The sequence below is a fragment of the Plastoroseomonas arctica genome (genome assembly GCF_018128965.1).
Taxonomy (GTDB): domain Bacteria; phylum Pseudomonadota; class Alphaproteobacteria; order Acetobacterales; family Acetobacteraceae; genus Plastoroseomonas; species Plastoroseomonas arctica.
Genome location: NZ_JAAEDH010000019.1, coordinates 1 through 15085, shown reverse-complemented (window position 1 = coordinate 15085; position 15085 = coordinate 1). Strand labels below are relative to the sequence as shown.

Genomic DNA, 15085 nt, shown 5'->3' with positions numbered 1-15085 from the left:
CGAACGGCGCTCAGATCAAGCCTTCCAGGATGCCGGCGCCGATGCTGACGCCCAGGACGCGGGCGAAGAATAGGTAGGCGGCCACGGTTACCGCGAGGCCGATGCCCAGGTCGCGCAACAGGTGGCGCGAACCGAAGGCGGCGCAGACGAGGACGAACTGCACCGTCGCGGCGAGGACGAAGCCCAGCCACTCGATCAAGGCCACATTCGCGATCAGGCCAGCGCCGAGATAGGCGAGCGATCGCCAGGCGGTCGGCGGCGCCTCCACCACCTCCTCCATCTCCGAAGACCACCCGCCGCGCAGCGCGACCACCACCAGCCCCACCCCGATCAGCACCAGCCCGGCGGCCACGCCATAGGGCACCGCGCGCGGCCCCACCTGGGCGTAAAGTGGCGAGGACTGGATCGCGGCCGCCTGCCACAGCGCCAGCGCGCCGAGCAGCAGCACGAACAGGCCGGCACCGAGATCCGGGCCGTAGGCGCGCGCGCGCGTCATGCGAGCCCGATCTCCCGCAGCACCGTCTCCGTCGCCGCGATGTCGGCGCGCAGGTAGGCCTCGAAGGCGTCGCCCACCAGGAATGCGTCGTCCCAGCCGCGCGTCTGCAACAGCGTGGTCCACGCGGGCAGGGCGTGCACGGCGGTGATGAAATCCACCAGCGCCTGGCGCGCGGCCGGCTGGATGCCAGGTGCGGCGAATATCCCGCGCCAATTGCCGGTCACCACGTCGCAGCCGCTTTCCTTGAGCGTCGGCACGTTGGGCGCACTCCGCGTCGCACCCGTCGTGGCCAGGGCGCGCATGCGGCCCGCGGCGATCTGCTCGGAGAATTCGGACCAGCCGGAAATCCCGGCGCGAACCTGGGCGCCGAGCAACGCGGCCTGGGCCGGCCCGCCGCCGGCGAAGGCGACGTAGCTCGCCTCCCGCGCATTGCGGCCGAGCGCCTTCAGGATCAGCCCCAGGGTGATGTGGTCGCTGCCGCCCGCTGACCCGCCGGCGACGCTCACCGCACCTGGGCCGGCACGCAAGGCGGCCAGAAGCTGTCCGATCTCGGTGAACTCCGAGCTCGCGGGCACCACAATCACGCCCACCTCCTCGGTCAGCCGCGCGATCGGCACCACCGAGGTGATGCCCACCGGGGACCGGTTGGTCAGCACCGCGCCCACCATGACGGAGCCCGCGACCATCAGCGCATCGGCGCGGCCGCGGCGCTGGCCCACGAAGCGCGGCAGCCCCACGGTGCCGCCGGCGCCGCCGACATTCTCGAACTGGAAATTCCCCACCAGCCCGGCCGGCCGCGCCACCTGCTCGATCGCGCGGCCCAGGCCGTCCCAGCCGCCGCCGGGCCCGGCGGGGATGAACATGGAGATCTGCGCGAAACGCTGTTGCGCCAGGGCGCCACGCGCGCTGAGGGACAGCCCCGGCAGGGCCAGGCCTGACGCGATCAGGTGGCGGCGATGGATCATGGCGTTTTGCTCCCGTTGGCGCTTGCGCGAACGAAGCATGACCCTCGCCAAGCGACAAGGGATGGTGCAGCATCGCGTTCACCGACTTTTGATCGGACAAGGCCAAATTATATCTTCCCACCGAATCACGGCGGAGCGACGGCAGTGAGCGATATCAAGATCAAACCGGCTGGGCCACTCGGCCGGCGCCTCCTGGTTGTGCGGGCAGCGGGCGTTGCTGTGCTGCCGCTCGGCCTCACCTGCTGCATCGTCGAGGCGCCGCGCCAGAACAACCCGCCGCCGGCGCGCCGCACCGGCCTCACCGACAATGACCCCAATGACGGGCCCGGCAATGGCCGTGGAACGCAGCAGCGCCGCGGCACCGGCATCACCGACAACGACCCCAACGACGGCCCTGGCAACGGCCGCGGCCGACAGCCCGTGCGCCGCAACACCGGCCTGACCGACCGGGATCCGAGCGACGGTGCCGGAAATGGTCGTTCGGGTCGCTAGGCCGGAACCGTCGACGCGAAGCGGATCGCAATCAATAAAACGATTCTTCGCCGCGCAAACCCTTGTCTCGCGGCAGATTGCGTCGGATTGTGCCCATCTGTTTCGCAGAGGGTCCGATGAGCAGCAACGACAAGAACCCAAGCCCGGAGGCCGAACTGGCGCCGCCCCGGCTTTCCCGCCGCCTGGTCCTGGTTCGTGCCGTGGGCGTCGCTGCCGTGCCGGTGCCGCTTGCAAGCTGCGTGGTCGCGCCGGCGCCGCAGCCGGTCTACGCGCCGGTCGGCACCGGCATCACAGACGCAGACCCCAATGATGGCCCCGGCAACGGGCGCGGCGGCTATCGCGGCCCGGTGCAGCGCGGCACCGGCATCACCGATGCCGATCCCAATGACGGTCCCGGCAATGGCCGCGGCGGCTATCGTGGCCCCGTGCAGCGCGGCACCGGCATCACCGATTCCGATCCCAATGACGGCGCGGGCAACGGTCGCGGCGGCTATCGCGGCAATCGCGTCCGCACCGGCTATTCCGACTCCGACCCCAACGACGGCGCCGGCTACGGGCGCGGCGGAGGCTATCGCGGCAACCGGGTCCGCACTGGCTACACCGACGCCGATCCCAGCGACGGTCCCGGCTATGGGCGCGGCCGCCGCTACTAATCGGGGCGACCCGCAGGATTGAGCCGCCGATGACGACCCTCGCCGAGACCGCATTCCATCTCGCCTTCGGCGACCTGTCCTTCGAGGATGCCATCGCCTTGCGGGAGGGCGATGCTTGGCGCTTCTTCCCCGGCCATGACCCCAGGCGCTTCTCGCATCTGCTGAGCACGGCCGACCTCGACGCCTTCCTGCGCACCGACGCGGCGCGCACCCCGCGCGTCTCCATGGCCGACAACAGCCGCGAAGGCAGTGCCGGCGTGCCGCAGGACGAGTTCCTGCTGCCCGACAGCCCCCGCGTGGACCTGCCCGCCCTGTTCGGGCTTTTCGACCGCGGCGCCTCGCTCGTCGTCTCGCAATTCCACGAGCTGCACCCGCCGCTCGCCGCCTTCTGCCGCGGATTGGAGAAGGCGTTCCTGCACGCCTCGCAATCCAACATCTACCTCACGCCCCCCGGCGCCCAAGGCTTCCGCGCCCATTACGACACCCATGACGTGCTGGTGCTCCAGGTCGAGGGCAGGAAGGTCTGGCGCATCTGGGATGGCACGCCCATCGCCAAGCCGACCCGCGCCACACCCTGGGAAAACCGCTACCGCTCCCATGGCGAGGCGCACCGCGTCGAGATGAACCCCGGCGACCTTCTCTACATTCCGCGCGGCATCATGCACGACGCCGCCACCGCCGACGGGCCTTCGCTGCACATCACCATCGGCTTCCTGGACCCGAGCTGGGCGAACATCCTCGCCGGCGTGGTCGAGGCGCTGGAGCGCGAACTCCCCGCACTCCGCGAAAGCGTCCCCACCTGGCGCCTGGGCGACCCGGAAGGTGCCGCCATCCTCGCCCAGCGCCTGGCCCCGGTGCTCGAGGCGCTCACCAGCGCCAACCTCGCCGAGCGCATCGCGATCGCGGCCCTCGACCGCGTCGCGCAGGAACGCCTGCCGCTGCCGGCGCGCGGCCTGTTCCCGGCGCCGATTGAAGCGGGCACCACACTCCGCCTCGCGGATTCCATGCTGCACCACCTGATCCCCAACGAAGACGGCGGCGCCACGCTGCGCTGGTACGGCGGCGTGCTGCCGCTGAGCGCCGAGGAGCTGGGCTGGCTGCAGGCGCTGGAAGAAGGCGCGACCGCCGGCAGCCTGGGCGAAGGTGGCGTGGCCTTCGGGCGCAAGCTGGCGGCGCTGGGATTGTTGGAGCGGTAGGGGTCGGTACTGACGACAGAATGGGGGAAATCAATTTCCCCCAAACCCCATTCTTTCTTTTTGGAATATTGGCTCTCATTTGACGGAAGTACTTCCGCGGTGAAAGGAGTACTGGCCACGCGCCAAGTACCAATTGATAAAAATAAAAGAAAGGGGGTTTGCGGGAAATTCTTTTCCCCCATGCTTGTTTCAGCTCGTCACCCCCCGCGGCGTCTCCCCAAACGCAGCACGATACGCAGCCCCGAACGCCGAGGCGCTGGCGTACCCCACCGCCGCCGCCGCCCGTGCCGGTGCCACGCCCTGGGCCAGCATGGCGGACGCCTCCGCCAGCCGCAGCGCTTGGCGCCATTGCGCGAAGCCCATGCCGGTTTCGGCCAGGAACAGCCGCTGGAGGGTGCGTGCGCTGGCCCCGCAGCCCTCGGCCCAGGCTTCGAGTGTCAACGCACGTGAAGGTGCCTCGCGCAGGGCCGCGGTCAGGCGCAGCAGCCGTGGATCGCGGGGTTCGGGCACGGCGAGCGGCAGGGTCGCGGCGCGGCGGAGTTCGGAGAGGATCAGCGCCGCCAGGTGACCGCCGCGGCCGGCTTCGTCCCATTCCAGCGGCTCGTCGCAGGCGGCGAGGATCAGCGCGCGGAGCAGGGGCGTGACCACCATCACCTGCGGCCGCGCCGGCGCGCCCTGGGCCGCGTCCTCGCGCAGGAACAGCGCCCGCATGGCGACGAGCCCTTCCATACGCACGGCGTGGGGCAGGCCGGCGGGGACAAAGAGCCCCCGCCCTGGCGGCACCACGAAGCGCGCCGCCTCGGTGGTGATGCGCATCAGGCCGCGCGTCGCATAGAGCAGCTGGGCGCGAGCGTGCGTGTGCAGGCCGGTCTCCTCGCCTTCGGCATAGTCGCGTGCGAAGGCGGCGAGGGGGCGATCCACCCGGTCGGCCGGGATATCACGCAGCGGGATTTGGCCGTTCAGCGACATGCATTGGCCTGACGTTGCGAAGCGGCCACCCTACACTCAGGGTCGAGGAGAACGCCAATGTCCGCCGCCGAACGCCAGGTCTGGTTCGTCAACGCCGCCCACAGCTTCACCCATTATTCCCTGCTGATCCTGGCCACCGCCGTGCTTGGCATCGTGGTGCAGGAGCCGGCGCTGTTCGGGACGGATTACGGGCCGATCATCGCGCTCGGCACCACCATGTTCGTGGTCTACGGGCTGGGCGCGCTGCCGATGGGGTGGCTGCAGGACAAGCTCGGCCGCCGCGCGCTGTTCGGCGCCTTCTTCATCGGCACTGGGCTGTGCATGGCCGGCGCCGGCTTCGCCCAGGGCCCCTACACCCTGGGCGCCGCGCTCGGGCTGATGGGGGCGTTTGCCGCCATCTACCACCCGGTCGGCACGGCGATGCTGGTCGAGGCCGCGGGCGACCGCGTCGGCCGCGCGATGGGCGTGAACGGCGTCTTCGGCAATCTCGGCGTGGCCTCCGCGCCCATCGTCACCGCCTTCGTGGTCGGCGGCATGGGCTGGCGCTGGGCCTTCATCATCCCCGGCATTCTGTGCGCCCTGATCGGACTGCTCTGGCTGCGCGAGCCCGACTACGACTACGCGGCTCAGGCCAAGCGGCAGCGGCCCTTCCCGACGATCCCGCCCGCCGTGGTGCGCCGCGCGGTGATCGTGCTGATGTCCATCGCTGCCGTGTCGGGCCTCGTGTTCAACGCCTTCACCATCCTGCTGCCCAAGCTGATGGAGGAGCGCCTGGCCGTCTCGCCGGACCTGCTGCCGGTGGTCGGGCTGCTGGCGTTCCTCGCCACCATCTGCGGCGGGCTCACCCAGTTTACCGTGGGCCGGATGATCGACCGGCGCACGCTCAAGGCGGTGTTCATGCCGCTCGCCATGGTCCTGGCACCCGCGCTCGCGGCACTGGCCTTTCTGCATGGCTGGGTGGTGCTGCCGGTGGCCGGCATCGCGGCCGCGGCCATCTTCGGGCAGGTGACGGTGAACGAGACCATGACCGCCCGCTACGTCGCCCCCGCGCTGCGCGCAAAGCTCTATTCCATCCGCTTCACCATCGGCTTCATGGGCGCGGCCCTGGCCTCCCCGCTGATCGCCTGGCTGCATGGGACGACCGGCAGCCTGGCCTCGACCATGCTGGTGCTCGCGGCGGTCGGTGCCGTCACCCTGCTCTGCGCGCTGGCCTTCCCCAACCGCGCCGAAGAACTGGCCCCCGAGCGCTGGGCCGCAGCGCCAGAAGCCAATGGGCTTGCGCCGGCTGAGTGACGCGCGGCATTAAGGCGGTGGATGATTGTTCCACCGCCTCCGCCCATGCTGACCGGTGCCGCGCGCCTCGCCGGCGTCCTCGGCCAGCCCGTCGCGCATTCGCGCTCACCCCGGCTGCACGGCTACTGGCTGCGGCAGCACGGGATCGACGGTGCCTACCTCCCGCTGCCCGTCGTACCCGAGCAGTTCGCGCGCGCCGTGCGTGGCCTCATGGCCTGCGGCTTTCGCGGCGCCAACGTCACCATCCCACACAAGCTCGCCGCCTTCGAGATCTGCGACAGTGTCGATGCCTCCGCCCGCCGCGCCGGCGCGGTGAACACGATGGTCTTCGCCGAGGGCCGCATCCATGGCTCCAACACGGACGGCTTCGGCTTCCTCGAGAGCATCCGCGAGCAGGCGCCGGGCTGGCAGGCGAGTGATGGCCCCGCCGTGCTGCTCGGCGCCGGCGGTGCGGCGCGCGCCATCGCCGCCGCCCTGCTCGATGCCGGCTGCCCGCGGCTCACCCTCGTCAACCGCAGCCTGGACCGCGCCGAGGCGCTTGCCCACGATCTCGGCGGGCCCGTCGCCGTCGCCGCCGAGCCGCCACTGGGCGACGTCGCGCTGGTGGTGAACACCACCTCGCTCGGCATGGCGGGACATCCGCCGCTGATGCTCGACCTTACCCCGCTGCCCGCCGCGGCCGTGGTCGCGGACATCGTCTACGTGCCGCTGGAGACGCCGCTGCTGGCCCAGGCGCGCGCCCGTGGCCTGCGCGGCGTCGATGGTCTGGGGATGCTGCTGCACCAGGCACGGCCAGGCTTCGCGGCCTGGTTCGGCGTGGAGCCGCTGGTGGATGCCACGCTCCGTGCCTTCGTGGCGCACGACATCCCGCCGCGGTGATCATCCTCGGCCTGACCGGCGGCATCGGCATGGGGAAATCCACCGCCGCGACGATGTTCCGCCGCCTGCGCGTCCCCGTCTTCGATGCCGACGCCACCGTCCACGCGCTGCAGGCGCCCGGCGGCCGCGCCGTCGCCGCCATCGCGCGCGCCTTTCCCGGAACTGTCGCCCGCGGCGCCATCGACCGTGAATCCCTCCGCGCCGCCGTCATCGGCAAGGCCGAAGCGATGACCACGCTCGAGCGCATCATCCACCCGCTGGTCCGCGACGCCGAGCGCCGCTTCCTCGCCGCCGCTCGCCGCCGCGGAACGCGTCTCGTCGTGCTCGACATCCCCCTGCTGCTAGAGACCGGCGGCCAGCGGCGCGTGGATGCCGTCCTCGTCGTCACCGCGCCCGCCGCGGTCCAGCGCGCCCGCGTCCTCCGCCGGCCGGGGATGACGCCATCGCGCTTCGCAGCCATCCTGGCGCGCCAGATGCCCGATTCGGAAAAGCGCCGCCGCGCCGATCACCTCCTCCACTCAGGCCTGAACAAGCACATGACCCAGACCAGCATCCGCCGCCTCGTGCGGCGCTACCGCGCATGACCCGCCAGCTCGTCCTCGACACCGAGACCACCGGCCTCGACGCCCGTGAAGGCCACCGCGTGCTCGAAGTGGCGGCCATCGAGATCATCAACCTGATGCCCACCGGTCGCGTCTTCCACCGCGTCATCGATCCCGAGCGCGATATCCCGTCGGACGCCTCCCGCATCCACGGCTTCACCTCCGCCGACGTCGCCGGCAAGCCGACCTTCGCCGACATCATCGCCGAGCTCGAAACCTTCCTCGGCGACGACCCCATCATCGCGCACAACGCCGCCTTCGACTTCGCCATGCTCGACGCCGAATTCGCCCGCTGCGGCAGGCCCGCGCTCCCGCGCTCCCGCATGGTCGACACGCTCGACCTCGCCAAGGGCCGCTATCCGGGCATGCCCAACAGCCTCGACGCGCTGTGCCGGCGCATGAATATCGACAACTCCATGCGCACCTCGCACAACGCGCTGCTCGACGTGCAGCTGCTTGCCGAGGTCTACCTCGAACTGATGGGCGGGCGGCAGCCAGGGCTGGTACTGGCCATCGAGCGCAGCGCGCCGGCACTGCTGCCAGGCGAGGCGCCAATCGTGCGGACGCCGGTGATGATCGAGGTGGATGAGGGCGCGTTGCAGCGGCATGCCGCGTTCATCGCGACGAAGATCAAGGATGCGCTTTGGTTGAAGTAAAGTCGGGAGAAAGACCTCCCCCGCAAACCTATGCCTTTGAACTCTTGCTTTTATTTTTATCTCTTGGTGCTGGCCGGAAGGTCAGCCCTCGCGCACCACGCGCACCAAAGCCGCCACGTGCTCCGGCGGCGTCGGCGGCAGGATGCCGTGGCCGAGGTTGAACACGAAGGGCCGCCCCCGCATCGCGTCCAGGATGCCGCGCGCCTGGTTCTCCATCGCCTCGCCGCCAGCGAGCACCGAGATGGGGTCGAGGTTGCCCTGCAAGGTGATCTCTGGCGAGACCGCGTCGCGCGCCCAGCGCGGGTCCATCGACGTGTCCATCGCCACCGTCCGAACGCCTGCGCGCTGCGAATATTCAACGAGCATCGGGCCGGCCAGGCGCGGAAAGCCGATCAGTGGGATCTCAGGATACTTTGTCCGCACCAGATCCACGATCGTGCGCGTCGGCTCGATCACCCAGCGCCGGAACTGCGACGGCGGCAGCATCCCCGCCCAGCTGTCGAAGATCATCAGCGCTTCGGCGCCGGCATCCGCCTGGGCGATGAGGTATTCCGCCGTCGCCGCCACCACCGTGTCGAGCAGCTTTGCGAACAGGGCGGGGTCGGCATAGGCCATGCCCCGCGGGGTCGCGTATTCCTTCGATCCATGGCCCTCGACCATGTAGCAGGCCACTGTGAAGGCGCCGCCGGCGAAGCCAATCAGCGTGGTCGACGGCGCCTCGGCGGCGAGCCCTGCCCGCACCCGGCGCACCGTCTCGTAGATCGGCGCGGCGCGCTCCGCCACCAGCTCGGGGCGCAGGCCTGCGATCGCTGCGGCGTCGCGCACCGGATCCAGGACCGGACCCTCGCCCTCCGCGAAGCGCAGTGGCTGGCCCAGCGCCCAGGGCACGATCAGGATGTCCGAGAACAGGATCGCCCCATCCATGCCGAAGCGGCGGATCGGCTGGATCGTCACCTCCGCCGCCTGGTCGGGCGTGGTGCACAGCGTCAGGAAACCGCCCGCCTTTTCGCGTAACGCCCTGTATTCGGGCAGATATCGCCCCGCCTGGCGCATCAGCCACATCGGCGGCGGCCACACGGCTTCCCCGTTCAAGGCACGCAGCAAGGGCTTCGAGGCAAGGTCCATGACCCAACCAATCCCTTAATTTTGAAGATTTAAAAAGGGGTTAAGTGCAGTAGGGGGTGTGGATATTGGGGACGCAGTGGCGCCGGGATCGCTCCACAGCTCTTTCCACAGGCGCGCTGCGCGATTGGGCCGTATACCAGCTGCGTCAAAGCGGGTTATGCGGATTCCGCACAGCTTTCGTCCCACGCCATCCCCTGGCCTTCGCTCGGCATGCCACAATCCCCGCCTTGCACAGGCGACCCGGAATACGGCCTTCTTCCCCCCGCTACCCCCAAATCGCGCAGGTGTTGCCCACAGGATGACCAACAGGACGATCAACCTCCACCTGGTCTCGGACAGCACCGGGGAGACGCTGAACTCCATCGCCCGCGCCACCCTCGCGCGGTTCGAGGATGTGCGCGTCATCCATCACCGCTGGTCCCTGGTGCGCACCCGCATGCAGCTCGACCGCGTGCTGGACGGCATCGAGCATGAGCCCGGCCCGGTGCTGTTCACCCTGGTCGACCGCAGCCTCAAGCACGCGTTGGAGGAAGCCTGCGCGCGGCTGCACCTGACCTGCCTCTCCCCGCTCGATGGCGTGATGGAGCTGCTGCAGGGCGCGCTCGGCACCCAGGCGCGGGAGAAGCGCGCGGCGCAGCACGTCATGGATGCGGACTACTTCCGCCGCATCGACGCCATGCACTACGTGCTCTCCCATGATGACGGCCAGGGCACGGCCGGCATCGCCGAGGCCGATGTCTGCCTCGTTGGCGTCTCGCGCAGTTCCAAGACGCCCACCTGCTTCTACCTCGCCAACCGCGGCATCAAGGCGGCCAACGTGCCGATCGTGCCCGGCGCGAGCCTGCCGATCGAGCTGGAGAACCCGCCCTGCCCGGTCGTGGGTCTGCATATCGAGGTCAATGCGCTGATCGACATCCGTCGCCATCGCCTGCGCCTGATCGGCGCCTCCGGCGTGCGACAGGACGCCAACGACTATATCGACCATGAATCCGTGAAGGCCGAGATCGTCGCCGCGCGACGGCTCTGTACCGCCCATGGCTGGCCGGTGATCGACGTCACCCGCCGCAGCATCGAGGAGACCGCAGCGACCGTGTTGCAATTGATGGAAGCCTGGCACGCCCGCCGCCGCGGCGCCGAAGCCGAGGCCCGCGCTGCCCCCTCCGACCCCGCCGCCGCCGTGCTCGGCACAGGAACGACGCCATGATGATGCGCCCCGATGCCCCGCATGTGGTGCTCGCCAGCGGCTCCGCCTCCCGCCGCGCCGTGCTGCAGGCCGCCGGCGTCGCCTTCGAGATCGCGACACCGCAGGTCGACGAAGCCGCCATCAAGGACGCCTGCCGCGCCGAGGACGTGCCCGTCGCCGACACCGCGCTGATCCTCGCCGACGCCAAGGCCTCCCGCATCGCGCGCACCCGACCCGACGATCTGGTGATCGCCGCCGACCAGATGCTGGTCTGCGACGGTGCCTGGTACGACAAGCCGGCTGACATGGAGGCTGCGCGCGTCCAGCTCCAGGCGCTGCGCGGGCGCAAGCATGAGCTGGTCAGCGGCATGGTCGCCTGGCGCGGCGGCCATCGGGTCTGGCAGGACGTCACCGTCTCGCCGATGGAGATGCGCGACTTCTCCGATGAGTTCCTCGACGCCTACCTCGCCCTGGAAGGCCCCACGCTGCTGGGTTCGGTCGGCGCCTACCGGCTGGAGGGTCCGGGCGTGCAGCTCTTCGCGCGCGTGGGGGGCGAGCATTCGGCGATCCTCGGCTTGCCGCTGATGCCCCTGTTGCGCTTCCTCCGCCAGCACCACGTCTTGTTGGATTGAGCGCCAACCCCGCCTCCAAGGTCTTGCCCATGCATCGCCGCCACCTCCTCGCGCTGCCCGCAGCACTCGCCACGGGCCTCGCCGCCACGCCCTCGGGACGCCCCGGTCCGGATGGCATCACCCGCACCCATGCGCTGTCGCTGCTGGGTGAACCCGCCTTGCCGCGCGACTTCCGGCACTGGCCCTGGGTGAACCCGAACGCGCCCAAGGGCGGCGAGATCGTGCTCACCGCGCTGGGCAGCTACGACAGCCTCAACAGCTTCATCCTGCGCGGCACTGCGGCGGTCGGCCTGGGCAACCTCTACGACACGCTGCTCAAGGAGAGCTCCGACGAGGGCAGCAGCGAATACGCTCACCTCGCCGCCGAGATCGAGCTGCCGGCCGATCGTCTCTGGGTTGCCTTCACCTTGCACGAGCAGGCGCGCTGGCATGATGGCCGCCCGATCACCGCCGAGGATGTGGTCTGGACCTTCAACACGCTGCGCACCGCCGGCCGCCCCACCTATCGCGGCTACTGGGCCGATGTGCGCGAATGCGTGGCCGAGGGGCCGCGCCGGGTGGTGTTCCGCTTCACCTCCGCCGAGAACCGCGAACTGCCGCTGATCCTGGGCCAGCTGCCGGTGCTGCCGAAGCATTTCTGGGAAGGGCGCGATTTCTCCCGCCCCCTGCTCGAGGCCCCGCTCGGTTCCGGGCCCTATCGGGTCGAGCGCTTCGAGACCGGGCGCGGCATCGTCTACCAGCGCGTCGCCGACTACTGGGGCCGCGACCTGCCCACCATGCGCGGCACCAACAACTGGGACCGCATCCGCTACGAATACTACCGCGACACCACCGTGGCGTTCGAGGCCTTCAAGGCCGGCCAGATCGACTTTCGCCAGGAGAACAGCGCGCGGGACTGGGCGACCGGCTACGACTTCCCCGCCATCCGCCGCGGCCTGGTCAAGCGCGAGGAGATCCGCCACGAAATCCCCACGGGGATGCAGGCCTTCGCGATGAACCATCGCCGCCCGCTGTTCCAGGATGCGCGCGTCCGCCGCGCCATGATCGAGGTGTTCGACTTCGAATGGATGAACACCAACCTGTTCTTCGGCAGCTACACCCGCACCGCGTCCTACTTCTCCAATTCCGATTTCGCCTCCTCCGGCATTCCCTCCGGCGCCGAGCTCGCTGTGCTCGAACCCTTCCGCGCCCAGCTGCCCCCGGCGCTGTTCACGGAGGAGTACCGCCTGCCGGTGACCGATGGCTCCGGCAACAACCGCGAGGGGTTGCGCCGCGCGCTCGCGCTGCTGCGCGAGGCCGGCTGGACGGTGCGCGACCGCCGCCTGATCAACGCCCAGGGCCAGCCCTTCGAATTCGAGATCCTCATCCAGGGCGCGACCTTCGAGCGCATCGCATTGCCCTATGTCCAGGCGCTGGAACGCCTGGGCGTTACCGCGCGCGTCCGTACCGTGGACCCGGCGCAGTACCAGGTGCGCATCGACGCCTTCGACTACGACATGACGGTGGATTCCATCGGCCAGAGCCTGTCGCCCGGCAATGAGCAGCGCGACTTCTTCACCTGCGAGAAGGCGCGCGAGAATGGCAGTCAGAACGTCACCGGCATCTGCACGCCGGTGGTCGACGCGCTGGTCGACCAGGTGGTGAATGCGCCTGACCGCGATGCGCTGGTTGCGCGCACCCGAGCGCTCGACCGTGTGCTGCTGTGGGGCAACCACATGATCCCGCAATGGCACATGCGCAGCTTCCGCATCGCCTGGTGGGACAAGTTCGGCAAGCCGGCGCGCAATCCGAAATACGGCATCGGGCTCGACAGCTGGTGGGTCGAGGCGCAGCGCGTCGGCACGGTCGAGGAAGGCCGCCGCCAGAACTGAGCGGCGCCGACCGCTCGGCGTCGGGCGCACCGCAGGAGACGACAAAATCGATGCACTGCCCGCGCCGCGCGGCATTCGGCGCGGCCAAGCCGCGACCCCCGCACGGCTTTTGATACGCACCGGGAAAATCGCAATGTTGATCCAATGCTACATTCCTAGACAGTATTTGTGCATACAATAAACAATACCGCGCGGCCTACTTTCGCGTTGACTTGCACTCCTCCCATGCGCTTTTGTTCGTTCAATTGAGCGCTTCAATCAACGAAGTCAGCGCACCAATAAAGCCAAGCCACTCGGTAGGAAAACGTCATGGCGGTTCAGATCTATCTGATCCATCTGCGCACGTCGTTCCAACAGGATGAGGACGCGCGTGGTGCTCTCGCCGACCTGACGCTGCAGGTCGGGGGTTTCGTGCTGATGGCCACGAATGCCGGATCGCTGATCGCCGCCTTCGACGAGCAATGGGTGGGCTTCTTCCGCCAGCACCGGGCCGTGGAATTCTGTGGCGCGGTCAATGTCGACCCTAGCGGCGCCGCGGCCTCGAAGCTGCGTGACCTGTTCGCGGCCAATGTCGCGGCCCAGCTCGCCGGCCGGCCCGCCGCCAATGCCGGCGCGACCGGCCGCGACGGCGCCGCGCGCCACCGGCCGCTGCGCTGGCACCGTCCATCCGAGCCGCCGGCGATGAACGACAGCGGCATCTCCATCAGCACCAGGCATCACGCGAGACATCACCCAGGAGGTTGACGATGAGCATTGGCCAGGAACTCCTCGACGTCCCTTTCCCCGAGATGATCTACAAGATGGCCAACGCCATCGCCCAGGGTCAGCGCCGGCTCGACAAGGCCTCGCTCGACACGGCCCGCGCGCTCGCCCGCGCCCGGGTCTCGGTCATCCCCGAGATCTTCGAGATCGTCGAGGAGAAGAAGATCTCCGACGTGCTTGAAGCGGGCGCCGCCCTGCCCGACGGCCCGGCGCCGGCGCCGCCCACCGGCGACACCAAGACCATCGCGGTGCGCAGCGAGGTCGGCAAATCCGTCAGCATGAGCCTGATGCAGGCGGGCCTGCTGCCCACCTTCTACCAGTTCACGGAATCGATCATCGAGGTGAAGATCTCGATCAGCCACCGCAGCTCCTTCCAGAGCGAGTTCGAGGTCGGCGCCGAGTTCGAGATCCAGACCGAGGCGGAAGCGCATGGCGGGCTGTTCGGCTTCGGCGCCTCGGGCTCCGTCTCGACCACCTTCGCGAGCCACGTGAACTACAAGAGCTCCTCGAGCTACGACTATTCGGCCGAGGGTTCCTCGCTGCTGCGCACCACGCTCAAGCCGGTGCCGGCACCGGCGCGCCTGATCCCGCGCATCGTCACCATCGATGCGACCGTGCAGCCACCGAAGGTCACCTTCGGGGCCTGAGGCCATGGCTCGCCCGCGCAACCCGGACGCCTGGCGCGAGAAGCTGCGCCAGGAACGGCTGAAGACGGCGCCGGCCCGGCCGCGCCTGCCGATGCCGCCTGTGCGGGCGCCTGCCGTCCGTGCGGTGGAACGGCCGCCGATGGCGCGCTTTTCGGAACGCCCGGCGAAGCCGCGCACCACCGAGCGGCCGCCGGTCGCACGCGACGCCGCCCCGCGCGGCAGCGATCGCGCCGCGCTGCCCGAACGCGGCCAACCCACGCGGCCGCCTCTGCGGCCGCGCACGGCCTTGCCGGCCGCCACGCGCCAGCGGACACTCGACCGCGGCTTTCCGCGTTCACCGACGACATCGGGCGTAAATCCTCGAGCCGCCACGCCGGACTCGGCACGCATCGCCAAGCCACCCCTGCCACCGCGTGAGCCGAAAAAGCCACCTGAGCCCATACCCCGCGCGACGACGCCCGCGCGTCCCCCGGCGAGACCCACGCCGGAAAGCGAGCGAAGGGCGCAATCACGTCCGGTGCCTCGCGCCGAGCCCGCACCTGCGGCGGCACCCCGCCGGTCCGCGCCGTCTCGCCACCCGCTGCCCGAACGCGTCGCCGCCGCGCCCCGGCCGCCCGTCGTCCGAGCCCCAGCTCGCCCTGCCATGCCCGAACGCGCCGCATCG

16 protein-coding genes are annotated in these 15085 nt (G+C 69.8%); 12 read left to right on the top strand and 4 right to left on the bottom strand.

The window, feature by feature from the left end; all coding sequences use genetic code 11:
- Positions 1-10: 10 nt before the first annotated feature.
- Together GXW79_RS15620 and GXW79_RS15615 are read right to left on the bottom strand one after the other, a co-directional pair.
- Positions 11-496 (bottom strand): tripartite tricarboxylate transporter TctB family protein, encoded by a 486-nt coding sequence (locus tag GXW79_RS15620; RefSeq protein WP_211875367.1) that lies wholly within the window; start codon positions 494-496, stop codon positions 11-13.
- A complete protein-coding gene (locus tag GXW79_RS15615) occupies positions 493-1461 on the bottom strand; it encodes a Bug family tripartite tricarboxylate transporter substrate binding protein (protein ID WP_211875366.1) in 969 nt (322 codons plus the stop codon). The genes GXW79_RS15620 and GXW79_RS15615 overlap by 4 nt, the downstream gene beginning before the upstream one ends.
- A gap of 144 nt (positions 1462-1605) precedes the next feature.
- Here GXW79_RS15615 and GXW79_RS15610 point away from each other — a divergent pair, with 144 nt between their 5' ends.
- The 3 genes from GXW79_RS15610 (at position 1606) to GXW79_RS15600 (ending at position 3802) form a co-directional block, all read left to right on the top strand.
- Positions 1606-1953, top strand: a complete 348-nt coding sequence (locus tag GXW79_RS15610) for a hypothetical protein (protein WP_211875365.1) — start codon at positions 1606-1608, stop codon at positions 1951-1953.
- A gap of 116 nt (positions 1954-2069) precedes the next feature.
- Positions 2070-2606 carry a hypothetical protein gene (locus tag GXW79_RS15605; RefSeq protein WP_211875364.1) on the top strand — a complete coding sequence of 179 codons (537 nt, stop codon included), beginning with the start codon at positions 2070-2072 and terminating at the stop codon, positions 2604-2606.
- 29 nt (positions 2607-2635) lie between these two features.
- Complete coding sequence (locus GXW79_RS15600; protein WP_211875363.1) at positions 2636-3802, top strand: cupin domain-containing protein; 1167 nt, start codon at positions 2636-2638, stop codon at positions 3800-3802.
- A gap of 189 nt (positions 3803-3991) precedes the next feature.
- On the opposite strand, the gene GXW79_RS15595 is transcribed toward GXW79_RS15600, so the two are convergent.
- Positions 3992-4771: an AraC family transcriptional regulator gene (locus GXW79_RS15595; protein ID WP_211875362.1), complete on the bottom strand. Its 780-nt coding sequence runs from the start codon at positions 4769-4771 to the stop codon at positions 3992-3994.
- A 57-nt stretch (positions 4772-4828) separates the two neighbouring features.
- Here GXW79_RS15595 and GXW79_RS15590 point away from each other — a divergent pair, with 57 nt between their 5' ends.
- Genes GXW79_RS15590 through dnaQ form a run of 4 tightly spaced genes read left to right on the top strand, consistent with a single transcriptional unit; the run spans position 4829 to position 8201 of the window.
- Positions 4829-6064, top strand: a complete 1236-nt coding sequence (locus GXW79_RS15590) for an MFS transporter (protein ID WP_211875361.1) — start codon at positions 4829-4831, stop codon at positions 6062-6064.
- Between the two features lie 45 nt (positions 6065-6109).
- The gene (locus tag GXW79_RS15585) at positions 6110-6943 is read left to right on the top strand and encodes a shikimate dehydrogenase (protein ID WP_211875360.1); all 834 of its coding nucleotides are present in this window, start codon (positions 6110-6112) and stop codon (positions 6941-6943) included.
- Positions 6940-7527 (top strand): dephospho-CoA kinase, encoded by a 588-nt coding sequence (gene coaE, locus GXW79_RS15580; protein WP_211875359.1) that lies wholly within the window; start codon positions 6940-6942, stop codon positions 7525-7527. Before GXW79_RS15585 ends, coaE begins: the two co-directional genes overlap by 4 nt.
- Positions 7524-8201: a DNA polymerase III subunit epsilon gene (dnaQ, locus tag GXW79_RS15575; RefSeq protein WP_211875358.1), complete on the top strand. Its 678-nt coding sequence runs from the start codon at positions 7524-7526 to the stop codon at positions 8199-8201. The genes coaE and dnaQ overlap by 4 nt, the downstream gene beginning before the upstream one ends.
- 81 nt (positions 8202-8282) lie before the next feature.
- Here the strand turns inward: dnaQ and hemE are convergent, their stop codons facing one another.
- The gene (gene hemE, locus GXW79_RS15570; protein WP_211875357.1) at positions 8283-9326 is read right to left on the bottom strand and encodes a uroporphyrinogen decarboxylase; all 1044 of its coding nucleotides are present in this window, start codon (positions 9324-9326) and stop codon (positions 8283-8285) included.
- A gap of 298 nt (positions 9327-9624) precedes the next feature.
- Here hemE and GXW79_RS15565 point away from each other — a divergent pair, with 298 nt between their 5' ends.
- The 5 genes from GXW79_RS15565 (at position 9625) to GXW79_RS15545 (ending at position 14421) form a co-directional block, all read left to right on the top strand.
- Entirely contained in the window at positions 9625-10530 is a 906-nt protein-coding gene (locus tag GXW79_RS15565) for a pyruvate, water dikinase regulatory protein (protein ID WP_211875356.1), read from the top strand.
- A complete protein-coding gene (locus GXW79_RS15560) occupies positions 10527-11141 on the top strand; it encodes a Maf family protein (protein ID WP_211875355.1) in 615 nt (204 codons plus the stop codon). The genes GXW79_RS15565 and GXW79_RS15560 overlap by 4 nt, the downstream gene beginning before the upstream one ends.
- 29 nt (positions 11142-11170) lie before the next feature.
- Positions 11171-13012, top strand: coding sequence for an extracellular solute-binding protein (locus GXW79_RS15555; RefSeq protein WP_211875354.1), 1842 nt, complete (start codon positions 11171-11173; stop codon positions 13010-13012).
- Positions 13013-13321: 309 nt separating this feature from the next.
- A complete protein-coding gene (locus GXW79_RS15550) occupies positions 13322-13756 on the top strand; it encodes a hypothetical protein (protein WP_211875353.1) in 435 nt (144 codons plus the stop codon).
- Between the two features lie 2 nt (positions 13757-13758).
- Positions 13759-14421, top strand: coding sequence for a hypothetical protein (locus GXW79_RS15545; protein WP_211875352.1), 663 nt, complete (start codon positions 13759-13761; stop codon positions 14419-14421).
- Positions 14422-15085: the final 664 nt, after the last annotated feature.

Bases quoted from the DNA above. Each gene is read 5' to 3' on its own strand.
- GXW79_RS15620 (WP_211875367.1), bottom strand. From the start codon at position 496: ATGACGCGCGCGCGCGCCTACGGCCCGGATCTCGGTGCCGGCCTGTTC.
- GXW79_RS15605 (WP_211875364.1), top strand. From the start codon at position 2,070: ATGAGCAGCAACGACAAGAACCCAAGCCCGGAGGCCGAACTGGCGCCG.
- hemE (WP_211875357.1), bottom strand. From the start codon at position 9,326: ATGGACCTTGCCTCGAAGCCCTTGCTGCGTGCCTTGAACGGGGAAGCC.
- GXW79_RS15595 (WP_211875362.1), bottom strand. From the start codon at position 4,771: ATGTCGCTGAACGGCCAAATCCCGCTGCGTGATATCCCGGCCGACCGG.
- GXW79_RS15590 (WP_211875361.1), top strand. From the start codon at position 4,829: ATGTCCGCCGCCGAACGCCAGGTCTGGTTCGTCAACGCCGCCCACAGC.
- GXW79_RS15565 (WP_211875356.1), top strand. From the start codon at position 9,625: ATGACCAACAGGACGATCAACCTCCACCTGGTCTCGGACAGCACCGGG.
- GXW79_RS15615 (WP_211875366.1), bottom strand. From the start codon at position 1,461: ATGATCCATCGCCGCCACCTGATCGCGTCAGGCCTGGCCCTGCCGGGG.
- dnaQ (WP_211875358.1), top strand. From the start codon at position 7,524: ATGACCCGCCAGCTCGTCCTCGACACCGAGACCACCGGCCTCGACGCC.
- GXW79_RS15600 (WP_211875363.1), top strand. From the start codon at position 2,636: ATGACGACCCTCGCCGAGACCGCATTCCATCTCGCCTTCGGCGACCTG.
- GXW79_RS15555 (WP_211875354.1), top strand. From the start codon at position 11,171: ATGCATCGCCGCCACCTCCTCGCGCTGCCCGCAGCACTCGCCACGGGC.
- GXW79_RS15545 (WP_211875352.1), top strand. From the start codon at position 13,759: ATGAGCATTGGCCAGGAACTCCTCGACGTCCCTTTCCCCGAGATGATC.
- GXW79_RS15550 (WP_211875353.1), top strand. From the start codon at position 13,322: ATGGCGGTTCAGATCTATCTGATCCATCTGCGCACGTCGTTCCAACAG.
- GXW79_RS15560 (WP_211875355.1), top strand. From the start codon at position 10,527: ATGATGATGCGCCCCGATGCCCCGCATGTGGTGCTCGCCAGCGGCTCC.
- GXW79_RS15585 (WP_211875360.1), top strand. From the start codon at position 6,110: ATGCTGACCGGTGCCGCGCGCCTCGCCGGCGTCCTCGGCCAGCCCGTC.